The following is a 22,261-nucleotide window of genomic DNA, read 5'->3' as shown; positions in this document are numbered from 1 at the left end:
GCAACCCTTGCTGGTGTGAGTTCGGGGTACGAGCTGGTCAGGGCACGATGTAGATGATGGCGAACAAGCCGATCCAGACGACGTCGACGAAGTGCCAGTAGTACGACACGACGATCGCGGAGGTCGCCTGCGCGGGCGTGAACTTGCTCAGCTTCGTGCGGACCAGCAGGTAGCCGAACGCGATCAGGCCACCGATCACGTGCAGGCCGTGGAAGCCGGTCGTCAGGTAGAAGACGGTGCCGTAGGCCGAGGCCGGGATCGTCGTACCCTCGCTCACGAGGGTGACGTACTCACCGGCCTGACCGGCGACGAAGATCGCGCCCATGATCAGCGTCACGATGTACCAGCGGCGCAGCCCGAACACGTCACCCCGCTCGGCGGCGAACACGCCCCACTGGCACGTGAACGAGGACGCCACCAGGATGATCGTGAAGAACAGTGCGTAAGGCACGTTCAAGTGGGTCGGTGCTGGTGGCCAGTGCCCTTCGTTCTGGGCCTTCACCGTGAAGAACATGGCGAAGAGCCCGGCGAAGAACATGAGCTCACTGGACAGCCAGACGATCGTGCCGACGCTGACCATGTTCGGGCGGTTCAGCGAGTGCACGCGCTGGCCGATTGAGGGCGCTGCCGTTGTCACACGACGCATTATTGCTTGCAGGTTTTCGTCCCGCCCATCGGGTCCGGGGCACGTACGCAGGTCATCTGGGTCACACGCACGGTGAGGACGGTCATGGGGTTGTTGAGCCGGTGGCGTGATCGACGCGCGCGACGGGGTGTACCCGCACTGGAGATCGATTCACCCGGCCTGGCGGTGGTGGTGGAGGCGTTCGACGTCGCGGAGGCCGACTCGGCTGCGCTGGCCAGGTCGCCCCGGTGGCGACCGGACGAGCCCGCGGTCCTGCGCCACCACCTCGAACTGCCGCCTGACCAGGTAGAACGCGCGCGTGAGCTGCTCGCGCCGGACGGCTGGGCGCTCCGCCGCGAAGATCGCTGGCACGCGTTGCGGGTGCAGCGGTTGGACGCGTTGGGCTGCGCTCAGGAGCGGGCCCGGATGGCGAGCCTGGCCCAGCGGCTCGGCGGCGACTGGATCGGGTGGGACGCACTGCAAGTCACGCACGGTCAGCCGGATAACATCTGGGTCACCTCGCACCCCGACCCGCCGGAGGATCGCGCCGATGAGCACGCAGACGACCAGGATCCTGGTGTTCAGCCACCGCCCCGAGGTGCGTGAGACGATCATCACTGCGGTGGGCCGCCGACCCGCGCCCGACCTGGGTCGCGTCGAGTACGTCGAGGTCGGCAAGATCGCCGACGTCCTGTACGAGATGGACAACGGCGGCGTCGACCTGGCGATCCTGGACGGCGAGGCGCAGCCCACCGGCGGCATGGGCCTGTCCCGGCAGCTGAAGAACGAGATCACCGACTGCCCGCCGATCGTGGTCGCGGTGCGCCGCAAGGACGACCGGTGGCTGGCGACGTGGTCGCAGGCGGACGCGGTGCTGGTGCACCCGCTCGACCCGCTGGCCGCCGCCGAGACCGTGGCCGAGGTGCTGCGCTCGACGGCGCTGCCCGCCGTCCGGGGCTGAGGTCGCCGTGGAGCGCACCTGGCCGTTACTGCTGAACCAGCTCGTCGACCGCGTCGACCTGTCCCAGGGCGACACGGCGTGGGCGATGGACCAAGTGATGTCCGGCGCCGCGACGCCCGCGCAGATCGCCGCGTTCGCGGTGGCGCTGCGGGCCAAGGGCGAGACGCCGGAAGAGGTCGACGGCATCGCCACGATGATGCTGCGGCACGCCCGCCGGTTCACCGTGGACGTGCGCGCGGCGGACATCGTCGGCACGGGCGGTGACAACTCCGGGTCGGTGAACATCTCGACCATGGCGGCGATCGTCGCGTCCGCCGCCGGCGTGCCGGTGGTCAAGCACGGCAACCGCGCGGCGTCGTCCAAGTGCGGCACGGCGGACGTGCTCGAAGCGCTCGGCGTGGCCATCGACCTGCCGCCGCTGGGCGTGCAGCAGACGGTGGAGGAGCTGGGCATCGGGTTCTGCTTCGCGCCGGTGTTCCACCCCGGTTTCCGGCACGCGGGCGCGCCGCGGCGCGAGATCGGCATCCCGACCTCGTTCAACCTGCTCGGCCCGCTGACCAACCCGGCGCAGCCGAAGGTCGGTCTGGTGGGGTGCGCCCGGGTGGCGTTCGCGCCGCTGATCTCGGGCGTCTTCGCCCGTCGGGGCAACACCGTGCTGGTCGTGCGCGGTGACGACGGGATGGACGAGATCACCACGACCACCACGACGTCGGTCTGGGTCGCCGACGGCGGCGAGGTGCGGACCGACCGGATCGACCCGTCGGCGCTGGGCATCGCACCGGCGCTGGCCGACGACCTCAAGGGCGGCGACGCCTCGGTGAACGCCGAGGTCGTGCGCGACCTGCTGGCCGGGAAGCCGGGCGCGGTGCGGGACGCGGTGCTGCTCAACGCGGCGGGCGCGCTCGCCGCGCACGGCGGGCTGTCGGGCGACCTGCACGCGGACCTCGCCGGCGCGATGGGCCGGGCCGCCGCGGCGATCGACTCCGGCGCGGCGGCGGACCTGCTGCGGCGGTGGGCGGCGCGGTCGTCGGAGCTGAAGGCGTCCCTCGCGGACGGGTGACCTCGACGGCTGCGTGACCGCCCGAACCGACGGGTGAACGCCCGCGCGGCCGGGTGCCCCAGGCGGCCGGGCAACCCCGGCGGTCAGGTGACCCAGGCGGGTCAGGTGCGCGCCCGAGCCGTCGACCAACCCCCAGCGGCCAGCGGCCGGGTGAACGCCCGAGCCGTCGTCGTCAGCGGTCCTCTTGCGACGCTCACGCGCCGTAGGCGGCCGCGGCGATGCGGGCGAACGAGCGCACGAGCGGGCCCGGTTCGGCGCCGACCCAGGCCACGACCAGGCGGCTCGGCGGCAGGTCGACCAGCGGCACCGTGGTGAGCCCCTCGGGCAGCGCGTGGCCCAGCGGGGCCAACCCCACCGAGCCGTTCCACAGCACGGCTTGCAGGCACTCGTGCGCGGTGCGCACGACCGGTCCCTCACGGTGCTTCCCGCCGCTCCAATAAGCCCGCCAGACCGGGTCCGCGCCCTCCGGCAGGCGGAACCACCGCCGGTCGGCCAACTCGTCGGAGTGCACGCTCCCCCGGCCGGCCAAGGGGTCGTCCACGCGCAGGACCACGCCGACCGGATCGCTGCGCAGCACGTGCGTGACGATGCCCGTGTCGTCGAACGGCGCCCTGGTGAGGGCCACGTCGGCCAAGCCCGCCCGCAGCCCCGTGGTCGGGTCGGCGAAGTCCGCCTCGCGGATCCGGACCCGCACGCCGGGGTGGCGCGCGCGGTAGGTGGCGGCCAGCCGGGCGCCCACCTGCTCGGCGCTGTCGGCGAGGGTGCCGATCGTGATCGTCTCCGCGCCCGCCGCGGCGGCCACCTTGGCGCGGACCTCGTCGGCCCGCGCCAGCAGCGTGCGCGCCTCGTCGTAGAGCGACGCGCCCGCCGGGGTGAGGGCCACCCCGGCCGGCGAGCGGTGCAGCAGCACGTGGCCGAGCTCGGTTTCGAGCTGCTTGATCGCACGGCTGAGCGGCGGCTGGGTCATGTGCAGCCGGGTGGCGGCTCGTCCGAAGTGGAGTTCTTCGGCGACGGCGACGAAGTAGCGCAGCTCGCGGAGGTCCATCACCGGCGACGATACCGGGGCGGTATCGGCGGTGCGGTACGGGTCTTGGACGCCTCCACCCGGTCCGGAGTGGACTGGTCGCATGACCGGACCCACTTCGTTGCCCGACCCCGCCGTGCGGGTCTCCGACGCCCGTGACCTCGCCCGTGACCTCGTGGTGGTCCCGGACGGTGGCGTGCCGCTCGTGCCCAACATCGGCGTCATCGGCGGCTCGCACTCCGTGCTCGTGGTCGAGACCGGGTTGGGCGTGCGCAACGCGGAAGCCGTGCTGGAGTTCGCGGTCGAGCACGCCCGCGGCCGCAGGCTGTACCTGACCACGACCCACTTCCACCCCGAGCACGCGTTCGGCGCGCAGGTCTTCGCGGGCGAGGCGACCTTCCTGCTCAACCGCGACCAGGCCGACGACCTGGCGCGGAAGGGCCCCGGCTACCTGGAGATGTTCCGCGGGCTCGGCGAGTCGGTCGCCCGGCGGCTCGTCGGCGTCGAGCTCGTGCGGCCCGACGTCGTCTACGACCGCGAGCACACCCTGGACCTCGGCGGCCGGGTGGTGGAGCTGCGCGCCACGGGCCGTGCGCACAGCCGGGGCGACCAGGTCGTCCGGGTGCCGGACGCGGACGTGCTGTTCACCGGCGACCTGGTGGAGGCGGGCCAGTTCGCGATCTTCCCGTGGTTCCCGCCGCACGACACCGACGTCTCGGGCACCCGCTGGCTCGCGGTGCTGGAACGCCTCGCCGCGACCGGCGCGCGCACCGTCGTGCCCGGTCACGGCGAGGTCGGCGACGCGCGGCTGCTCGCCGACGTCCGCGACTACCTCAGGCTGCTGCGCGACGAGACGTGGGCACGCCGCGGTTCGGCGATGGGCGAACAGGCGATCGCCGCGGAGGTCGAGGCGTTGATGGTCGAACGCCACCCCGGGTGGACCGGTCGCGAGTGGATCGGGAAGGGCGTCGGCTGCCTGTGCGCCGAGCACCCCGCGTGAACGACCGCGCCAGAGATTGCGGCCACCTTTTCACCGCCGCGCAACGGGGGCCAGTCATGCTGTCCACATGCTCTACACGGTGATGAAACGAGTGGTGGCGCCCACGGCGCGGCTGGTCTACCGGCCGACGGTCGAAGGGCTGGAGAACGTGCCCGCCGACGGTCCGGTGATCCTCGCGCCGAACCACCTGTCGTTCATCGACAGCGTCGTCATCCCGATGGTGGTGCCGCGCCGCGTCTCGTTCCTCGCCAAGGCCGAGTACTTCGAGGGCAAGGGCGCCAAGGGCGCGCTGTCCCGCTACTTCTTCGGCTCCCTCGGCCACGTCCCCGTGCGCCGGGGCCTGGGCCGGGCCGCCAGGGCGTCGCTGGACACCGCCAAGGACATCCTCGACCGCGGCGGCGCGTTCGCCATCTACCCCGAGGGCACGCGCTCGCTGGACGGCCGCCTGCACCGCGGTCGCACCGGCGTGGCCCGGATGGCGCTGGAGTCCGGCGCGCCGGTCGTCCCGGTCGGGATCATCGGCACCGACCAGGTGCAGCCGGTCGACCGCAGGCTGCCCCGCGTCCGCCCGATCACCGTCCGGTTCGGCGAGCCGCTGCGCTTCGACCGCTACGCGGGCATGCAGGAGTCGCTGCCGGTGCTGCGCTCGGTCACCGACGAGATCGTCTACCGCATCCTGGAGCTGTCCGAACAGGAGTACGTGGACAGCTACCAGAGCTCGAACGCCGCCGCCTGACGGCCCGGACACGACGAAGGGGCCCACCTCGCGAGGTGGGCCCCTTCGTCGACGTCGGGCTCAGTCGTGGCTCGGACCGGTGTGGTACTCGAACACCAGACCGCCGACGGCGATCAGCACGAGCACCACGGCGATCACCAGCAGCCAGATGTGCCAGAACGCGAGGGCGACACCCGCCGTCGCGGCGGCCGCCGCGAGGCCGATCGGCCAGTAGCTGCCGGGGCTGAAGAAGCCCAGCTCACCGGCGCCGTCGCTGACCTCGGCGTCCGCGTTGTCCTCGGGCCGCACCTCGATGCGCCGGGCGACGAACCGGAAGTACGTGCCGACGATCAGCGCCAACCCGCCGGTCAGCGCGAGCGCCACCGTGCCGGTCGGCTCGACGAAACCGGTGTCCGCCCAGGTCCAGTAGCCGTACACGACGGCCATCAGGAACGAGAACGCCATCACCAAGTCAAAAATGCGGGCTTCGACCTTCATCGCAGCGTCCTCCTACTTCCCACCGTCGGACGCCTCGCGGACAGTCCGGTCGGTGTCGAAGGGCTTGGTCGTCACGGCGTGCGGCGTGCACAGCTCACCGCAGTCCAGCTCGGTCAACGCCTCGGCGGCGCTGTAGGGCTGCCCGGTGTCCGGGTTCGTCTCCTGCCGCAGCTGCATGTACCGGTCGAAGTCGGCCGACTCCAGCGCCCTGACCTCGAAGTTCATCACGGCGTGGTAGACGCCGCACAGCTCGGCGCAGCGACCGACGAACGACCCGGTCCGGTCGATCTGGTCGATCTGGAACGAGTTGTCCTGGTTGTTCTTCTCCGGCTCGGGGAAGACGTCCCGCTTGAAGTGGAACTCCGGCACGTAGAACGAGTGGATGACGTCGGTCGACCGCAGGTTGAAGCGGATCGACTTGCCCTGCGGCACCACCAGGAGCGGGATCTCGCCGGACGTGCCGACGGTGCTCACGGGCAGGTCCGCGGTCTCGGTCTTGAACTGGGGGTACTGGAACTCCCAGTTCCACTGGAACGCGATCACGTCCACCGTGACGTCCGGGGTCTTGGACTTGTCGGTGACGTAGTTCTGCGTCACCGCGGTGAAGTAGAACAACACCGCGACGATGATCGTCGGCACGACCAGCAGCACGAGCTCCAGCGGCAGGTTGTAGGCGACCTGGCGGGGCAGCTCCTCGCTCTTCTTGCGGTGGAACGCGACCGACCAGAGGATCAGGCCCCACACGATCACGCCGACCGCGAGAGCCGCGACGACCGACCAGGTCCACAGCTCGCGCATCGCCTCGGCCTGCGGCGTCACGGCCACCGGCCAACCGAAGCGCAGCACCTCTTCCGTGGAGCAACCCGTGGCCCCGACGCCGACCAGGCCGACCAGCCCGCCGACCTTCGCCAGCCGGGCTGCCCTGGTGCCCTCCTTCAGGCCCACTGCTCGCCGCCTCCTCAGTCGCCCTCAACGTCAAAAAGCTCGCAGGCAGGGACGTGGAAGCGCCCCATGCCGGATCATGCGGGAGCGTAGCTCAGCGCACGGCGCGTCACCCGTCGGGGGCTGCCCCCTTGGAGTGCAGTTTCGGTCACACACCGGCCCCCCGGCATACTGGAGTCTTCTCCACACGACACGAAGGGTGTTTACGGCGTGTGCGGCCTGGTAGGACTGGTTTGCCCTGGCGAGAACGAGGCCGAGCGGGCGCGCTCGGCGGTGGCGGGGGCACTGCGCTGCATGCGCCACCGCGGCCCCGACGAGAGCGGCACCTGGCAGGGCGGTGAGGTCGTCTTCGGCTTCAACCGCCTGTCCATCATCGACATCGAGCACTCGCACCAACCCCTGCACTGGGGTCCGCACGACCAGCAGGGTCGCTACGCGATCCTGTTCAACGGCGAGATCTACAACTACGTGGAGCTGCGCGCGGAGCTGACCAAGCAGTTCGGCGCCGTGTTCGCCACCGACGGCGACACCGAGACGATCGTGGCCGCCTACCACTACTGGGGCCCGGCCGCCGTGGCCAGGCTGCGCGGCATGTTCGCGTTCCTGATCTGGGACAAGGCGCGCCGGGTCGTCTTCGGCGCGCGCGACCCGTTCGGCATCAAGCCGCTGTACTACGCGGCCGGTCCGGGCGGCGTGGCGTTCTCCAGCGAGAAGAAGTCGGTGCTGGAGCTGGCGCCGGCGATCGGCATCCGCCCGAAGGTCGACGAGAAGGCGCTGCAGCACTACCTGATCCTGCAGTACGTGCCGGAGCCCGAGTCGCTGCAGAGCGAGATCCACCGCATCGAGTCCGGCACGTCGTTCACGCTCAAGCCGGGCGGCAAGCCGGTGGTCGAGCGGTACTTCCCGGCCACGTTCCGGCCGCGCGCGGTGCGCGGCGAGGCGGACGAGAACCGGCTGTACGACGAGATCACCGAGGCGTTGCGCGACTCGGTGGCCAAGCACATGCGCGCGGACGTGACGGTCGGCTCGTTCCTGTCCGGCGGCATCGACTCGACCGTGGTCGCGGCGCTGGCCAAGGAGCACAACCCGGACCTGATCACGTTCACCACGGGGTTCGAGCGGCAGGGCTACTCCGAGATCGACGTGGCCGCCGAGTCTGCCGCCGCGATCGGGGTCAAGCACGTGGTCCGGGCGGTGACGGCGCAGGAGATGATGGACGCCCTGCCGCTGATCACGTGGTACCTGGACGACCCGGTGGCCGACCCCGCGCTGGTGCCGTTGTGGTTCATCGCCCGCGAGGCGCGTGAGCACGTGAAGGTCGTGCTGTCGGGCGAGGGCGCGGACGAGCTGTTCGGCGGCTACACGATCTACCGCGAGCCGCTGTCGCTGGCGCCGTTCGAGAAGGTGCCGGGCGCGTTGCGCAAGGCCATGGGCAAGGTGTCCACGAAGATCCCGCAGGGCGTGCGCGGCAAGGACCTGCTGCGGCGCGGGGCGCTCACGCTGGAGGAGCGCTACTACGGCAACGCGCGGATCTTCATGGACGACCAGATCCAGCAGGTGCTGCGCACGTACGACCCGAGCGTGTCGCACAAGGACGTGACGGCGCACGTGTACCGGGAGTCGGAGGGCTGGGACCCGGTGACCCGGATGCAGCACGTGGACCTGTTCACGTGGCTGCGCGGCGACATCCTGGTCAAGGCCGACAAGATGACGATGGCGAACTCGCTCGAGCTGCGGGTGCCGTTCCTGGACCCCGAGGTGTTCCGGATCGCGTCGCAGGTGCCGTCGGAGCTGAAGCTCACCAAGGAGACGACCAAGCACGCGTTGCGCCGGGCGATCCGCGACATCGTGCCCGCGCACGTGCTCAACCGGCGCAAGCTGGGCTTCCCGGTGCCGATCCGGCACTGGCTGAAGGACGAGATGCACGACTGGGCGGTGGAGACCGTGCGCCAGTCGCAGACCGACCAGTACCTCGACAAGGGCGCGGTGCTGCGGATCATCGAGGAGCACCGGTCGGGTGTCGCGGACCACAGCAGGCGGATCTGGGCGCTGCTGGTGTTCATGATCTGGCACGGGATCTTCGTGGAGGGCCGGATCCGCCCGGTCGTCCCCGAGCCGCACTACCCCGTCAAGCTCTAGCTCCCCCGCGGTGAAGGCCCCCGGCGCGCGCGTGCCGGGGGCCTTCGCGCGTGGTCTCAGCCGGCCTTCTGCACCGGTTCCGACTCGCACCTCGCGTCGGCCTTCTCGGCCATGATCCGGCTGACGTCGCCGACCAGCCTGGTCAGGTGCTCCTTGGTGCGGGCCAGTTGCTCGATGCGGCCCTCGACGGACGCGAGCTCGTCGTTGAGCATGCGCAGGAGGGGCACGCAGCCCGCCTCGTCCTCGGGCAGCTGGACGTCCTGGTCGAACGCGTGCGCGAGCACCAGCTTGGCCAGGCGCACGTTCAGGCCGGAGTTGATGAGGCAGCGGACGCTGCGGACGCGTTCCACATCGGACTCGTCGTAGACGCGGTAGCGGGAATCCGTGCGCTGGGGCGTGAGCAGGCCCTGTTGGTCGTAGTAGCGCAGCATGCGCACGGTGGCGCCGGTCTTCTCCGCGAGCTCCCCGATCAGCACTTATTCCCACCCCTGTCCAGAAGAGCGCTTGATCACGCAACCTTGACCCTGACGTCAGTGTCACACTTTAGCGTCGTCGTCGTGATCGCCTTCATCCTGATGCTCAGCGCCTTCGCGGTGGGCACCTCCGAGTTCATCATCGTCGGCGTGCTGCCCGAGGTGGCCGCCGACCTCGGCGTCGACGTGCCGACCGCGGGCCTGCTGGTGACCGCCTACGCCATCTCGGTCGCCCTGGGCGGTCCGGTGCTCACCGTGCTCACCGGGCGCATCGCGCGTCGCAAGCTCCTGATCTCCGTCATGGCGCTGGCCCTGGTGGCGTCCCTGGGCAGCGCCCTGGCCGACGACTACACCCTGCTCATGGTCGCGCGCATGGTGGCCGCGCTCGCCCAGGGCCTGTTCTTCGCGGTGGCGTCCCAGATCGCCATCGCCGCCGTGCCGCCGGAGAAGCAGACCGCGGCCATCGCCAAGGTCGTCAACGGTGTCGCCCTGTCCACCATCCTCGGCATCCCGCTCGGCACGCTGATCGGCCAGAACTACGGCTGGCGGGCGTCGTTCGTGCTGGTCAGCGCGTTGACCGCGATCGGGCTGGTCGGGGTCGTGCTCGGCACGCCGAAGGTCGCGCACGAGCCGGAACCCGGCGTGCGGGCCAGCCTGTTCGCGTTCGGCAGGCGGACCGTGCTGCTGGGCCTGGCCACCACGATCCTGTCGTTCACCGGTCTGATCACGGCGTTCACGTACGTGGCGCCCGCGTTGCGCGAGGTGAGCGGTTTCGAGCCGGGTTGGGTGACCGGCGTGCTGCTCGTGTACGGCCTCGGGACGCTCGTCGGCAGCACGCTGGCGGGCAAGGTGGCGCCGGACCGGATCGCCCGCGTGCTGCCGATCCCGCTGGCCGTGCTCGGCGTGATGCTGCTGGCGCAGGGCCTGATGCTGGAGAGCAAGGTGGCGGCCGTGGTGAGCGTGTTCGTGCTGGGCGCGAGCGCGTTCACGGCGGGTCCGCTGATCCACACCTACCTGATGGGGCAGGCGGGTTCGGCGGCCGGGCTGGTCGCCTCGGTGAACATCTCCGCGTTCAACGTGGCCGCGGCGCTGGGCCCGATGCTCGGCGGCGTGGTGCTGACCAGCGGGCTCGGCCTGCGGTGGGTCGGGACCGTCGGCGGCCTGTCGACCGTGCTGGGCGTGGCGGTGGCCCTGGTGGTCGGCAAGGTGACCGCCCGTCCCGCAACGTCCACCGCACCCACACCGCTGGCCGCACACGTGTGAGCGGGCCCTACCGAGCGGTACTACCGCCCGGTAGGGCTTCTGTCAAGCCCTCGGCACGAATACGGTCGCCGATGTGAGGAACACCGAGGCGGACACGTTGGCCGAACTGATCGAGGACTGCACCGACCTGCCGCGCGAGCTGCGCGGCGCGGAGGCCGAGCCCCACCCCGAGCCCGGGGCCGCGACGCCGTGGCGGGTGGACGACGCCAACTACGCCCAGGTCGCCGACCTGGACGCCTACGTCTGAAGCTGCGACCGCACGCGCTTCAGCCTTCGCACGGCGTCGGCGGCGGTCCGCACGAGCCGAGCGACCTCCAGCAGTTCCCGAGCGCGTCCGGCCGACGCCGGGTCACGCACGCGGCCGACGCGGGCGCCGAGACTCACTCGGCAAGGCTGACCAGAGCCCGGCGGCAAGGCGCCGTCGCTCACTCGGCGTGGTCCTCGATCGGGTCGGCCTCGAGTTCGTCCTGCGTGGGCGGTGGGTGGCGTGGTTCGCGGTCGCCCGCGCCGCCCTCGTCGGGACGCTCCTCGAAGTCGATCATGACCGGCGTGCCGCGGCGCACCCGTCGGCCGGCGGTGGGGTCCTGCGCGGTGACGACCCAGATCCCGGGCCAGGTCAGCTCGCCCAGCGGCGGCCCGTCCAGGTGACGAGAGGTCACGACCACACCCGCGTCGTGGCCCGTCGTCCGCGCCTGCCGGACGGTCAGGCCTACTAAGTGGGGCACTTCCGCGTGCGTCATGGTCGCCAGCGTCCCACCCGGAGCAACGGAAAAGGCCCCCGCCGTGGCGGGGGCCTCTCCGTGAACCGCGGTCCAGCGGGTCGATCAGTGGAACGAGTCGCCGCAGGCGCACGAACCGCCGGCGTTCGGGTTGTCGATCGTGAAACCCTGCTTCTCGATCGTGTCGACGAAGTCGATCACGGCACCCTCGACGTACGGCGCGCTCATGCGGTCGACGGCCACCTTCATGCCGTTGAAGTCGCGCAGCGCGTCACCGTCGAGCGTGCGCTCGTCGAAGAACAGCTGGTAACGTAGCCCCGCGCAACCACCGGGCTGGACGGCGATGCGCAGGTGCATGTCGTCGCGCCCCTCCTGGTCCAGCAGCGCCTTGGCCTTCACGGCAGCCGCCTCGGTCAGCGTCACGCCGTGGGTGGGCGGGGCGTCAGGAGTCGTGGTGACTGCGTCCTGAGCGGTCGTCATGGCTCTCCCTCAGAGGTCCTTTGCGGGCATCTATCTCCGGGCAACACGGGAAGTACCCGCTTTGTTCCTACCCCCATGGTCGCACAGACGTCACGGCCGGGAGTGTGACCACTGCCTCGCCACGCGGGCGGCGAGGTCGGCCAGCGTCCCGTACGGGTCCGCGAGGCTGCGCTCCACCGATCCGGAGTGCTCGGCCACCGAGTACGACTCCTGCACGCCCACCGCCGCTGCCTCCCGCCTGCCCACCGTGACCTGGCCCGCGAGCACCACGCAGGGCACGCCGCGCTCGGCCGCGCCACCGGCCACGGCGGTCACCAGCTTCCCGCGCAGCGACTGCCAGTCGAAGCTCCCCTCACCGGTCACGGCCAGGTCGGCGTGGTCCAGCGCTTCATCCAACCGGGTGAGCTCCCGCACCATTCCCGCGCCGGACGCCACCTCGGCCCCGAGCGCCATCAGCGCGGCTCCGAGGCCACCCGCCGCACCCGCACCGGGCCGGTCGCGGACCTCGGCCAACTCGTCCATCGCCGCCAGCCGCGCCTCCAGCCGCGCCACCGCCTCGGGTGACGCGCCCTTCTGCGGGCCGAACGTGCGCGCGGCGCCGTGCGGGCCCAGCAGCGGGTTCTCCACGTCGGCGGCGGCGACCAGCCGGGCGGTGACGGCGCGGACGGTCTCCCGCAGCCCCGCGCCGCCGTCCGTCGTCCCCGAGCCGCCGAGGCCGACCACGATCGTGTGCACGAGGGCGTCGCCGGCCGCGTTGACCAGCTCGCCGACACCCCTGGTGGTGGCGGTCTCGGCGGCCCGCGCGCGCTCGTCGACGGGGACGAGGTGCAGGCCACAGGCCTGGGCGGACTCGACGTACGCGGACCCGTCGTGCTCCAGCCACGTCGCCTCGACGGGCGCGCCGAGCGGTCCGGTGACGGTCGTCGTGTGGAGCGTGCCGCCCAGCGCGGCGTGCAGGACGTCCACGAAACCCGGCCCGCCGTCGGCCAGCGGGCGCAGCCGGAGGTCGTCGTCGGGAGCGGTGCGGCGCCAGCCCTCGGCCACGGCCTCGGCGACCTCACGCGCGGTCAGCGTGCCGCCGAAGCAGTCCGGCGCAATGACAACTCGCACCTCGCGAACAGTACTTATCGGGGCATCTCCTACTCTGGTGTGGTGAGGTTCCTGCGCCGCAACGCCGACGAAGCCGCCGAGACCACCACCGAGGACGCTCCCGCGGAGGTGAACCCGGCCGATCCGTCGCGCACGCCAGGCAAGGGGCGGCCCACGCCGAAGCGACGCGAGGCCGAGGGCAAGCGGCGCGGCCCGGTGCCGCCGCCGCCCCGGACGCAGCGGGAGGCGTTGAAGCGGGCGCGCGGGAACAAGGTGTCCAAGGAGGAGCGCCGCGCGGCGGCGGCCGAGCGCCGGCAGCGGATGATGGCGGGCGAGGACAAGTACCTCCTGCCCCGCGACCGCGGCCCGGTGAAGGCCTACATCCGCGACGTGGTCGACTCGCGGCGCAACCTCATGGGCCTGTTCATGCCGCTGGCCATCCTGGTGTTCGTCGCGCTGCTCGTGCCGATGCCGGCCGTCCAGCAGTACGCGACGCTGCTCACCACGTTCATGCTGCTGGCGATGATCGTGGAGGGCTTCGTGCTCGGCCGGATGGTGAACCGGCGGGTGCGGCTGAAGTTCCCCAACGACACGACCCGGGGCCTGTCCATCGGCTGGTACTCGTTCATCCGCGCGAGCCAGCTGCGCCGCCTGCGCGTCCCCAAGCCGCGGGTGAGCCCCGGCGACAAGGTCTGACCGACCACGGAAAGCCATCATTCCCGCTACGGCATGTAGCGGGAATGATGGCTTTCCGTAACGAATCACGTCGTGCGATCAGGTCAGAGCAGGCCGTGGGCCCGTGCCCACCTGGTCGTCTGCTCGATCAGCTCACGGAAGTTGGCCCCTGCGCCGTACTCGTCCGGCGGCGGCCACTCGACCTCCACCACCGGTGGCAGGTCGTCGCGGATCACGCGCACCATCTCCCGCACCTCGTCATCGGTGTAGGAGCCGAAGTCCAGCCAGCCCAGCTCCTGATCCACGGACTTGGCGAGCCGGGCAGCGGCCACCGGGTCGCCGACCCGCTCGGCGATGAAGCGCATGAGCCACCAGAGCCCCGCTCTCGACGTATCCCACGACTCCTCCTCGTCGCGGCTCTCGCCCACCCTTCGGAAGAACACGTCACCTGACATCAGAGCGGCTGTCCTTCCAGGACCATGAACACGCGGGGCGAGTACGGCTTGATCAACGCGCGCAGCGCGTCGAGTTGATAGGGCTTCAAGGTGCGCACGTCGATCGGGACGTAGTGCGCCTTGGTCAGGTGTTTCAAGATGCTCCGCTCGAAGTTGCCCGACGCGATCTCGGCGTCGATGAAGTGCTCGCGGGCCGCCATCGTGTCCCAGATGTAACCGTTCCGCCCGTCCACCCATTCCGGCCCTTTCGCGTGCGGCCACCGCATGAGGGTCAAGCCGAGCTTCTGCTCCAGGTACAGCGCGACGTCGAGTTCCTGCTGGATGAACTGCTGCTTGGCGAAGTCCCAGCCGAGCGCCTGCTGCCTCGCCGCCTCCGACAGCCGGGCGGTGGCCGCGGTCTGCCGCGCGATCGCGGCCTCCACGACGCTCGCCTCGATCTTGATGCCCTGCAACGACGCGACTTGGCGGAGGGTGGAGACACCGATGAGCGCCGTCGCCGACGACCCGTAGACGCCCGCGACCCACGACGGGAAGAAGGCCATCCCGTCCGGTGCGAAAGCCAGCGCCAGACCACCGCAGACCACGGATGCCGCGCACAGCGTGCCCGCGAGGACCACCCCGCCGACCACCGCCGCGACGGTCAGGGTCGTGGCGGCGGCGTTCATGAGGTCGATGAACGGCTGGGCGAACTGCATTTCGAGCCGCGCGGTGAAGTCCGGCCGCAGGACGCTCGCGACGCAGTTCTTGAACAGCGCACTCGTCCGCTGCTCACCGAACAGCACGTCGCAGAGGTGGCCGTTCTCGATCGCCCGGTCGGTCTGCTCCTCCGGCGTGGCGGTGATCTGCCGGATGCAGTCGTCCATCTTCGCCTGGTCGTAGTAGTACCGGCCCTGGCAGTAGTCGTGCTGGGCGAGCGCGGCCTGGACGATCTCGTCCTTCGACTTCTGGACGGCTTGGTCGTACGCCTCGTTAGCCGCCGCGACCGCCGCGGCGGCGCTCTCGTTCGCCGCGACCGCCTGCTCGTACGCGTGCCGGGCGCTGCCCACCGCTTCGTTGGCGAACCCGGCGGCCTGGGTCGCGGACGCCTGCGCCCACACCGCCGACCGGGTGGCCTGCCCGGCGGAAGCGCGGGCCGAGTTGGCGGCGTTGCGGGCGGTGCGGGCCGAATCGGCCGCGCGCTGGGCGGACTGCTCGGCCGCCACAGCCGACTCGTGCGCGTCCTGGGCGTAACCTGCCGCTTCGTCGGCGGAGATCTGCGCCTGCTGGGCGTAGCCGGCCGCCTCGGCGGCCGCGTCACGGGCGAGCGCCGCCGCGGCCTGGGCGTCGAAGCTGTGCTTGACCGCGGTGGCCGCGGCGCCCGCCGCTTGGGCGAGGTGTCCGGAGACCTCGGCCTGGTGCGCCGCCGAGTCCGCGTCGTGGCGCATCGCGGTGAACCGGCCGACGTCCAGGAACCGCTTGATCGTGACCGGTGGGCCGGCCAGGGCGGCCTGGGCCATCGCCTTGGTCTCCGGACCGCTGTCCGGGGCGGAGGCGATCTGGTTGACCTTGATCCGGTCGTCGGTGGTCGAGGCCGTGTACTGGCCCTTGGCCAGGAAGTCGCGATAGGCCGTGCCGGTGCCCGCGTCGAGCGCCCGCTGGGCCGCGTTCACGGTGACCACGCGGTTCTGGGCACGGGCGTCGGCCTGCACCTGGTTGACCTTGATCCGGTCCTCGCTGTCGCGGCCGGGGTAGTTGCGCTCACGCAGGAAACGCGTGACGTCCGCATCCGAGCCGTTCAGCGCGGCGGCTGAGGCGTCCTTGAGCGCCTGGCTGCCGGATTGGTCGGCGACGGTCCCGAGCGTCACGCGGTCGTCCTGGCCCGCGGCCTTGGCCAGGCCGGCGCGCAGGTACTCGCGTACTTCGTCGTCGGACCCGGTCAGCGCGGCGCCGGCGGCGGCCTTGGTCCACGGGCCGGCCGAGCCGGTCAACCGCAGGGCGACCTTGCGGCCGTTGGCCACGGCCAGCGCCGGGTTCGCCACCGCCTCGTCGATCAGCCGGTTGGTCTCGGCGTCACGCAGGGCTGCCTGGTCGGCGTCCCACGCGGGCGCGGCCGGCACCGTCCGGATCGAGTCCCTGGCGGTGACCGCGGCGGCGCGGGCCTGGTCGGCCTGGACGGCCAACCGCTCGCTGTCGGCGGTGCGGGCCGCGTCGAAGATCTCGCGGGCCTGCACCGCGGCGTCGACCGCGGTCTGGGCGGCGGCGGAGGCCGCGTTGGCGTGCCGGGTGGCGGCTGCCGCGGCGTCGGCGGAGTTACCCGCGTGCGCGGCAGCCTCTTCCGCCGCGACGGCCGACGCGATGGCGTTTTCCGAGGCACGCTGGGCAGCGGCGCCCGCCTGGCCGGCCGCGTGGGCGGCCACAGCCGCGAAGGCGGTGGCAGCCGCGGCGGCCCGGGTGGCGCGGTCGGCCATCGCGCGGGCGGTCGCGGCCGCGTTGGTGGCCACGCTCGCATCGGCGCCGGCCTGGGCCGCGTAGTTGCCCGCGTCGATCGCGGCCTGCGCCGCCGCGCCCGCCTGCTGCCCGGCACTGTTGGCCGAGGACGCCGCGACGCCCGCGTTCAACGCGGCCGACTGCGCGGCGAGGGCGGCTTGACCCGCGGTGTCGGCGCTCGCCGCGTTGTCCCGCGCGGCCTGGGCGGCCGATCGGGCGCCCGCGGCGTCGCTCGCGTTCACCGTCGCCGCGATGGCGGCCGAGTACGCCTTGACCGCGGAGTTGCCCGCCATCGAGGCGGCCGTGGCGGCACGGGCCGCAGCGCCAGCGGCGATCCACGCGGCGTTGCCGGCGGAGTTCGCCGCACCCACCGCGTCCCGGGCCGCGGTGGCGGCGCGGTCGGCGGCGTCCGCCGCAACACCGGCGGCCGCCGCGGCCTCGGCGGCATTGCCCTGGGCGTTCCGCGTCGCTTCCGCCGCCCGCAGCGCGGCGTGCTTGGCCAACTCGGCTTCGACCACCGCGCGGTCACCCGCGTCCTTGGCGGCCTGCGTCTCCTGCGCGGCCAGCTCACCCGCGACCTTGGCGACGCCGGCGAGTTCCGCGATGGTCGCGGTTTCCTGGTCACGCGCCTGCGCGACCGGCCAGTCGAGGTCCAGGAACTCCTGGAACGCGTCCTGCGTGCCTAGGTCCAGCGCGACCTGGGCCTTCTCCCGAACCTTCGGCCCGCCGACGGACATGATCTGGTTGACCCGGATGCGCAGGTCCGCGGTCTGCGGCGCGCGCCAGCCGGTGTCGATGAAGGTCTGGAGCGCTTCGTCGGTCCCTGCGTCGAGCGCGGCTTGGGCGGCGGCGCGCAGCTCAGCGCCGCCGATGGACATCATCTGGTTGACGCGGATGCGCATGTCCTGCCGGCGGGGCGTCACCCAGCCGCTCTCCAGGAACGTGCGCACCGCCTCCGCGGTGCCTGCGTCCAGCGCGCGCTGGGCGGCGTCCTTCACCACGTAGCCGCTGGAGTCGAGCATCGCGGTCACCCGACGGCGGTCATCCGCGTCCGCGGCGGCCTGCCAGCCGTTGGCCAGGAACTCACGGACGGACGTGTCGTCGCCGATCAGCGCCCGGCCCGCGGCTTCCCGCAGGGCAGGACCGCCGAGGCGCCACATGAGTTCCGCCCGGCCGCGATCGGTCGCGGTGTGGCCGGTCTCGGCGGACGCGGCCGGCACGACGAGCGTGCCCGCGAGTGCGACCAAGGCCATGACCACGCTGGTGAAGCGCAGACGTCTACCACGACGGTTCACACGTTCCCCCGGATTCCCGGGTGCGCCCGGCGCACCCGACGTCGACGGTGGGCCGATCGGCCCACCGGGTTGCGGCACGGACGTCGTCGCCGTCGGATGCGGCGCGACCGCCCGGGACGCGGAGCGGTCGAGCCGGCGGACCTCAGCCGTGAGGTGTCCGCCGGCACGACCGGTCAGGGCACGAGCAGGTGGAAGTCCGGCTCGGCGGACGCGTAGCGCTCGGCGTTCCGGCCACGACACCGCGTCCGCTGGGCCACGCGCGCTGCCGTCGGTGTTGTCGGAGCGCTCGAACCAGCGCCGGCGCTGCCCTCGCTCCCGGGCCGGGAGGTCGTACCGGAAGCGCACCAGGTCGCCACCAGCTCCCGCGTGTGGATCACGCGGTCACCCGGCGCGGTGATCGAGCCGGACGGCCCGGTCGCCCGCGCCGGTCGTCTCGCCGGCGGGACTGTCACAGGATCCGCGCCCCTTGGGCTTCCCAGTTCTGCGGGCCGCCGTCCCACTGCTGCACCATCGGGTCGAACCCGGTGGCGTTGCCGTACCAGACGAACGCGCGCGTCACGCCACCGTCGTAGTTGTAGAAGGTAGCGATGTCGGCCCGGCCGTCACCGTTGAAGTCACCCGCGACCCAGCGGGCCAGTTCCGCGTAGAAGTTCCCCGCGCCGCTGCTCCACTTCAGCACCGGCGGTGTGATGCCGTTGGCGTTGGCGTAGAACACGAACATCGAGGTAGAGCCGCCGGAGTAGTTGTAGAGCGCGGCGATGTCCGCCCGACCGTCACCGTTGAAGTCACCGGGGACCCAGCGGGCCAGTTCCCCGTAGAAGTTCCCCGCGCCGCTGTTCCACTGCGGTGCCAACGGCGCGAACCCGGTGGCGTTGGCGTGGAACACGAACAACCCGGTCGTCCCGCTGCCGTAGTCGTAGGCCGCACCGATGTCCATGCGGCCGTCACCGTTGAAATCACCGGTGACGAACGTGGCCCGCCACTGCTCGAAGTTGCCCGGACCGCTGTCCCACTTCAACACCGGCGGCGCGAAGCCGGTGGCGGCGGCCTGCCACAGGTACAGCCGCGTCACGCCGCCGCCGAGGTCGTAGAACGCGGCGATGTCGACGCGCCCGTCACCGTTGAAGTCACCGGAGACCACCTTGGCGGACTGCGCCAGCCAGTTCTCCGGACCACTGTTCCACTTCTCCACCCACGGGTCGAACCCGGTGGCGTTGGAGTAGAGCACCACCAGCGCCGTCTCGCCACCGCTGCGGTTGTAGAACGCGCCGAGGTCCGCCCGACCGTCACCGTTGAAGTCACCCGTGACCCAGCGGGCCTGCGAAGCCGTGAACTGCCCCGCGCCGCTGTCCCACTTGAACTCGGGCAGGCCGATGCCGGCCGGGCCGCCGGGCCACACGGGCACCCGCGTCCGGTCGTTACCGGAGTCATAGACGGCGGCGATGTCGTCGTCGCCGTCGTGGTCGAAGTCGCTACGGGTGGGCAGCGCCGTCGTCGCGGAGACCACCTCCGACTCCGAAGCCTGGCCGTCCTTGACCCCGACCACCCGGTAGTACCAGGTCTGCTCAGCCGCCAGGGCGGTGTGCGTGAACGACCGGGTGGTGACCGTGCCGACCAGGGTGGAGGGTCCGACCGGCACGTCCGCAGACTGCGACGCGTACACCCGGAACGACTGGTAGTCGCGCGGGGTCCAGTTGAGGTGGATGGCGTGCCGCTGCGCGGGAGTCGCGGACACTTCGAGCATTCGCGCCTGGAACCAGCCGGCGAGGTCGTCCGCGCGGGTCTCCGTGGAGCCCTGGCGGGTCTCGGTCACCTCCAGGCAACCGTGCTGCCAGGAGGTCCTGTGCACGCCGACCAACTGCGGGACCCCACCGACCTCGCGGAATGCGGGACCACCGGCGTCGCCCTTGCAGGTGTCCGCCGGACCCGTCAACACCGCGTCCGCGGTGTTCAGCGACGAAACGGTCAACGACGAGACGTGTGGGCGGTTCGGCACCCACTCGGTCGCCGTGCGGCCGAACCCGCCGACCTTCACCGTCTCGCCCACCGCCAGCGCACCGGTGCTCAACGCGATCGGCGTGACGTTGGTCGGGGTCGTCAGCAGCTTCACCATCGCGAGGTCGCGCTCGGCGTGCCGCACGACCTTGACGACCTTCGTGCGGTGCCCCCTACCGGTCCCGAGGTCCACGGCGCCCACGAGCACGCCGACGTCCCCGGTCTCCGGCAGGCATGAAGCCGAGGTGACCACCCATCGCGGGTCGATCAGCGCGCCCGAGCACACTTTGCCCGCGGCGCTGATCCGGGCGAGGAACTGGTAGGAGCCGTCCGGCACGACGTTGCCGCCGGAGACGGCTTGCGAGGAGCCCGACGTCAGCAAGCCCGCCACCACGACGCCCGCCGCCGTCATCGCCGTCCAGCGCGTCAGCCGGTTCCCGATCGAGGTGCTCAACGCTGGACCTCCAAGCGCAGCAGCGTCTCCGGCGTGCCGCCGGTCGTGCCGATGCCGACCTGGATGCTGCCGTCCGGGTCCAACGCCACGGTCTTGTGCTGCCCGGATTCGCCGACCACCTCGGCGGTGCCGTTGTGACCCGCGCCCGGCTCGTAGCCGTCGCCGCGGATCTCGTAGACGTCGGGCAGCAGCATGGTCACGTAGCCGGTGTCGAGGACCTTGAAGCACACGCGGCCCTCGTCGTTACGGCCGACGTTGAGGTCCGACGAGTAGACCTCGATGAACCTCACCGGGCCGCTCGGCGGCTGCGCGCAATCCACGTGCAGGACGTGCCCGTCGCCGGCGACGAGTCTGAAGCCGTACTCCAGTTCCACTCTCTCTTTTCCCGGGTAGGCGTAGTCCTCCACCAACGACTGCTGCTCGTCGGCCGCGGTGGTCTGGTTCGCGTGTGCCACGAGGACGCCCCCGGACACCACCGCCCCGACCGCCACCGCGGTCACGAGGGCGCGCGACAACGACATCATCTGGATAGCCTCCAGGTTGTTTGTTCGGCGAGTGCCGGACGTCGACAGCGGCGCAGCCGGGTGCCGCGGTCCTCAGATCACCGTCCGGCGTGCCGCCGAACCCGCGGGAACGTCCACCGCGCCTTCCCCCAGACCGCACGTCCCCAGCCGTGCCGAGGTCAAGTAGCTCATATGGCACCGCTCGAATCGACGTGGGACACCTCACAGACCGTTTCTCGCGCTCGCGTAACGCCCAGGTCCCGACCCGGAGGAGAGTTCATTAGCAACCCGAACGACCCGGTACTAGGCTTGGCCGCATGGAGTTCCGACGCCTCGGCCGCAGTGGCCTGAACATCAGCGAGATCTCGTACGGCAACTGGCTCACCCACGGGTCCCAGGTCGAGGAGGACCAGGCGACGGCCTGCGTCCGGGCCGCGCTCGACGCGGGCATCACCACGTTCGACACCGCCGACGTCTACGCCAACACCAAGGCGGAGTCGGTGCTGGGCCGCGCGCTGACCGGCCAGCGCCGCGAGTCGCTGGAGATCTTCACCAAGGTCTTCTGGCCGACCGGCCCCGGCGGCCCGAACGACAAGGGCCTCGGTCGCAAGCACATCATGGAGTCGATCAACGGCTCGCTGGAGCGGCTGCAGACCGACTACGTCGACCTCTACCAGGCGCACCGGTACGACAAGTCCGTGCCGCTGGAGGAGACGATGCTGGCCTTCGCCGACGTCGTCCGCTCCGGCAAGGCCCTCTACATCGGCGTGTCCGAGTGGAACGCCGACCAGATCGCCCGCGGCGCGGCGCTCGCGCGTGAGCTGAACGTGCCGTTCATCTCGAACCAGCCCCAGTACTCGATGCTGTGGCGCGTCATCGAGTCGCAGGTCGTGCCGACCTCGGAGCGCGAGGGCATCAGCCAGATCGTGTGGTCGCCCATCGCCCAGGGCGTGCTGACCGGCAAGTACCTGCCGGGGCAGCCGGTGCCGGAGGGCTCGCGGGCGACCGACGAGACCGGGTCGAAGTTCATCCAGCGCTTCCTGCGCGACGAGGTGCTGACCAAGGTCCAGCAGCTCAAGCCGCTGGCCGACGAGGCCGGTCTGTCGCTGGCCCAGCTCGCGGTCGCGTGGACCCTGCAGAACCCGAACGTGGCCAGCGCGATCATCGGCGCGTCCCGCCCGGAGCAGGTGCACGAGAACGTGAAGGCCGCCGGTGTGAAGCTGGAGGACGAGCTGCTGAAGAAGATCGACGACGTGCTCGAAGGCGTCGTCGAGTCCGACCCGCGGTTCACCGTCACCCCCTGACGCGCGCCACCTCGCGAAGCCCCGCACGGGACGGGCGAATTCCAGGGGTGATCGCAACACCGCTGCTAGGTGGTGGTGGCGAGAAGGGTAGCGAAGCGCTCGGCTGGGGTGTCCCAGCCGAGCGTT

At 71.4% G+C, this 22,261-nt stretch carries 21 protein-coding genes and 1 pseudogene; 10 read left to right on the top strand and 12 right to left on the bottom strand.

Features of this window, described 5'->3' with window-relative positions; translation table 11 throughout:
* Positions 1 to 37: 37 nt before the first annotated feature.
* Positions 38 to 646: an aa3-type cytochrome oxidase subunit III gene (gene ctaE / locus ABTZ99_RS31930; RefSeq protein WP_082404045.1), complete on the bottom strand. Its 609-nt coding sequence runs from the start codon at positions 644 to 646 to the stop codon at positions 38 to 40.
* An 84-nt stretch (positions 647 to 730) separates the two neighbouring features.
* Between ctaE and ABTZ99_RS31925 the strand changes: the two are divergent.
* From ABTZ99_RS31925 to trpD, 3 genes and pseudogenes are all read left to right on the top strand, one after another.
* Positions 731 to 1,108: pseudogene (locus ABTZ99_RS31925) on the top strand (hypothetical protein); the annotation flags it as partial.
* A gap of 67 nt (positions 1,109 to 1,175) precedes the next feature.
* Positions 1,176 to 1,586 (top strand): hypothetical protein, encoded by a 411-nt coding sequence (locus tag ABTZ99_RS31920; RefSeq protein ID WP_498773637.1) that lies wholly within the window; start codon positions 1,176 to 1,178, stop codon positions 1,584 to 1,586.
* 7 nt (positions 1,587 to 1,593) lie between these two features.
* Positions 1,594 to 2,646, top strand: a complete 1,053-nt coding sequence (gene trpD / locus ABTZ99_RS31915) for an anthranilate phosphoribosyltransferase (RefSeq protein ID WP_498773634.1) — start codon at positions 1,594 to 1,596, stop codon at positions 2,644 to 2,646.
* Positions 2,647 to 2,839: 193 nt separating this feature from the next.
* Here the strand turns inward: trpD and ABTZ99_RS31910 are convergent, their stop codons facing one another.
* Entirely contained in the window at positions 2,840 to 3,691 is an 852-nt protein-coding gene (locus tag ABTZ99_RS31910) for a LysR family transcriptional regulator (RefSeq protein WP_499616564.1), read from the bottom strand.
* Between the two features lie 82 nt (positions 3,692 to 3,773).
* On the opposite strand from ABTZ99_RS31910, the gene ABTZ99_RS31905 reads away from it, so the two are divergent.
* Together ABTZ99_RS31905 and ABTZ99_RS31900 are read left to right on the top strand one after the other, a co-directional pair.
* Positions 3,774 to 4,670: an MBL fold metallo-hydrolase gene (locus ABTZ99_RS31905; RefSeq protein ID WP_499616562.1), complete on the top strand. Its 897-nt coding sequence runs from the start codon at positions 3,774 to 3,776 to the stop codon at positions 4,668 to 4,670.
* 67 nt (positions 4,671 to 4,737) lie between these two features.
* A complete protein-coding gene (locus ABTZ99_RS31900; RefSeq protein WP_498773628.1) occupies positions 4,738 to 5,406 on the top strand; it encodes a lysophospholipid acyltransferase family protein in 669 nt (222 codons plus the stop codon).
* A gap of 60 nt (positions 5,407 to 5,466) precedes the next feature.
* Here ABTZ99_RS31900 and ABTZ99_RS31895 read toward each other — a convergent pair whose 3' ends face one another.
* Both ABTZ99_RS31895 and ctaC read right to left on the bottom strand, forming a co-directional pair.
* Positions 5,467 to 5,883, bottom strand: coding sequence for a cytochrome c oxidase subunit 4 (locus tag ABTZ99_RS31895; protein ID WP_230566755.1), 417 nt, complete (start codon positions 5,881 to 5,883; stop codon positions 5,467 to 5,469).
* Positions 5,884 to 5,895: 12 nt separating this feature from the next.
* Positions 5,896 to 6,828: an aa3-type cytochrome oxidase subunit II gene (gene ctaC, locus ABTZ99_RS31890; RefSeq protein ID WP_498773626.1), complete on the bottom strand. Its 933-nt coding sequence runs from the start codon at positions 6,826 to 6,828 to the stop codon at positions 5,896 to 5,898.
* 207 nt (positions 6,829 to 7,035) lie between these two features.
* On the opposite strand from ctaC, the gene asnB reads away from it, so the two are divergent.
* A complete protein-coding gene (gene asnB, locus ABTZ99_RS31885; protein ID WP_498773624.1) occupies positions 7,036 to 8,964 on the top strand; it encodes an asparagine synthase (glutamine-hydrolyzing) in 1,929 nt (642 codons plus the stop codon).
* Positions 8,965 to 9,020: 56 nt separating this feature from the next.
* Here the strand turns inward: asnB and ABTZ99_RS31880 are convergent, their stop codons facing one another.
* The gene (locus ABTZ99_RS31880) at positions 9,021 to 9,440 is read right to left on the bottom strand and encodes a MerR family transcriptional regulator (RefSeq protein ID WP_498773622.1); all 420 of its coding nucleotides are present in this window, start codon (positions 9,438 to 9,440) and stop codon (positions 9,021 to 9,023) included.
* 81 nt (positions 9,441 to 9,521) lie between these two features.
* Between ABTZ99_RS31880 and ABTZ99_RS31875 the strand changes: the two genes are divergently transcribed.
* Both ABTZ99_RS31875 and ABTZ99_RS31870 read left to right on the top strand, forming a co-directional pair.
* Positions 9,522 to 10,700, top strand: coding sequence for an MFS transporter (locus ABTZ99_RS31875; protein WP_498773620.1), 1,179 nt, complete (start codon positions 9,522 to 9,524; stop codon positions 10,698 to 10,700).
* Between the two features lie 73 nt (positions 10,701 to 10,773).
* Positions 10,774 to 10,947, top strand: coding sequence for a hypothetical protein (locus ABTZ99_RS31870; RefSeq protein ID WP_498773618.1), 174 nt, complete (start codon positions 10,774 to 10,776; stop codon positions 10,945 to 10,947).
* 178 nt (positions 10,948 to 11,125) lie between these two features.
* Here ABTZ99_RS31870 and ABTZ99_RS31865 read toward each other — a convergent pair whose 3' ends face one another.
* From ABTZ99_RS31865 to ABTZ99_RS31855, 3 genes are all read right to left on the bottom strand, one after another.
* Positions 11,126 to 11,440, bottom strand: a complete 315-nt coding sequence (locus ABTZ99_RS31865) for a PASTA domain-containing protein (RefSeq protein WP_499616555.1) — start codon at positions 11,438 to 11,440, stop codon at positions 11,126 to 11,128.
* Positions 11,441 to 11,524: 84 nt separating this feature from the next.
* The gene (locus ABTZ99_RS31860) at positions 11,525 to 11,899 is read right to left on the bottom strand and encodes a HesB/IscA family protein (protein ID WP_498773614.1); all 375 of its coding nucleotides are present in this window, start codon (positions 11,897 to 11,899) and stop codon (positions 11,525 to 11,527) included.
* A gap of 90 nt (positions 11,900 to 11,989) precedes the next feature.
* Positions 11,990 to 13,009, bottom strand: a complete 1,020-nt coding sequence (locus ABTZ99_RS31855) for a glycerate kinase family protein (protein ID WP_499616552.1) — start codon at positions 13,007 to 13,009, stop codon at positions 11,990 to 11,992.
* A gap of 42 nt (positions 13,010 to 13,051) precedes the next feature.
* Between ABTZ99_RS31855 and ABTZ99_RS31850 the strand changes: the two genes are divergently transcribed.
* Positions 13,052 to 13,684: a DUF3043 domain-containing protein gene (locus tag ABTZ99_RS31850; protein WP_499616549.1), complete on the top strand. Its 633-nt coding sequence runs from the start codon at positions 13,052 to 13,054 to the stop codon at positions 13,682 to 13,684.
* Between the two features lie 83 nt (positions 13,685 to 13,767).
* Here ABTZ99_RS31850 and ABTZ99_RS31845 read toward each other — a convergent pair whose 3' ends face one another.
* The 4 genes from ABTZ99_RS31845 to ABTZ99_RS31830 form a co-directional block, all read right to left on the bottom strand.
* A complete protein-coding gene (locus tag ABTZ99_RS31845; RefSeq protein WP_498773608.1) occupies positions 13,768 to 14,118 on the bottom strand; it encodes a hypothetical protein in 351 nt (116 codons plus the stop codon).
* The gene (locus tag ABTZ99_RS31840; protein WP_498773606.1) at positions 14,118 to 17,837 is read right to left on the bottom strand and encodes a hypothetical protein; all 3,720 of its coding nucleotides are present in this window, start codon (positions 17,835 to 17,837) and stop codon (positions 14,118 to 14,120) included. Before ABTZ99_RS31840 ends, ABTZ99_RS31845 begins: the two co-directional genes overlap by 1 nt.
* Before the next feature lie 490 nt (positions 17,838 to 18,327).
* Complete coding sequence (locus ABTZ99_RS31835; protein WP_499616546.1) at positions 18,328 to 20,328, bottom strand: FG-GAP-like repeat-containing protein; 2,001 nt, start codon at positions 20,326 to 20,328, stop codon at positions 18,328 to 18,330.
* A complete protein-coding gene (locus ABTZ99_RS31830) occupies positions 20,325 to 20,852 on the bottom strand; it encodes a hypothetical protein (RefSeq protein WP_498773602.1) in 528 nt (175 codons plus the stop codon). The genes ABTZ99_RS31835 and ABTZ99_RS31830 overlap by 4 nt, the downstream gene beginning before the upstream one ends.
* Positions 20,853 to 21,148: 296 nt before the next feature.
* Here ABTZ99_RS31830 and ABTZ99_RS31825 point away from each other — a divergent pair, with 296 nt between their 5' ends.
* Positions 21,149 to 22,135, top strand: coding sequence for an aldo/keto reductase family protein (locus ABTZ99_RS31825; RefSeq protein ID WP_498773600.1), 987 nt, complete (start codon positions 21,149 to 21,151; stop codon positions 22,133 to 22,135).
* The last annotated feature ends 126 nt before the right edge of the window (positions 22,136 to 22,261 follow it).

Origin of the sequence: Actinosynnema sp. NPDC002837 (assembly GCF_040295345.1) — a bacterium.
Lineage (GTDB): Bacteria > Actinomycetota > Actinomycetes > Mycobacteriales > Pseudonocardiaceae > Actinosynnema.
This window is presented reverse-complemented; position numbering and strand designations above follow the sequence as displayed.